This window comes from Saccharothrix sp. ST-888 (genome assembly GCF_000955975.1).
Taxonomy (GTDB): domain Bacteria; phylum Actinomycetota; class Actinomycetes; order Streptomycetales; family Streptomycetaceae; genus Kitasatospora.
Window position 1 is genome coordinate 1 of sequence record NZ_JYJF01000496.1, and the last position, 372, is coordinate 372.

The window sequence follows — 372 nt, forward strand, 5'->3', positions numbered from 1 at the left end:
CGATGATGCCAGGCGGCCATCCGTGCCGGGTGCGGCAGGTCGTCCGCTCACGGAAGGAAGGGACCGGCCGGCACCGCCGCGTCACTGCCGACACCGCCGTGCAGACCGGTGACGGGACGGAGCCGGCAACAGTCGGACCCGGGGACCGCGCGATGCCCGGGGCCGACGGCTTTCCCAATTTCGAATGGTCGGTGCGCGGGTCGAAGCTCGCCTGCGTGCTGGTGGAGGCCGCCCGGTCGCACCGGCTGCGGGAACTGCCCGGGATCCGCGTGGCGATGCTGGAGGAGGCGGTGGCGGTGGCCGAGGCCCTCGACGTCGCGAATCCGTTCCGTGCGAAGGTGCTCGCTAAGGCGCTTGAGGCGCACCGGCAGG

At 72.8% G+C, this 372-nt stretch carries 1 protein-coding gene; it reads left to right on the top strand.

Annotation, left to right across the window (positions count from 1 at the left end; translation table 11 throughout):
* Positions 1-152 precede the first annotated feature (152 nt).
* Positions 153-372 (top strand): hypothetical protein (locus UK12_RS40460; protein WP_197085399.1); only part of this gene is annotated, 220 nt, incomplete at its 3' end.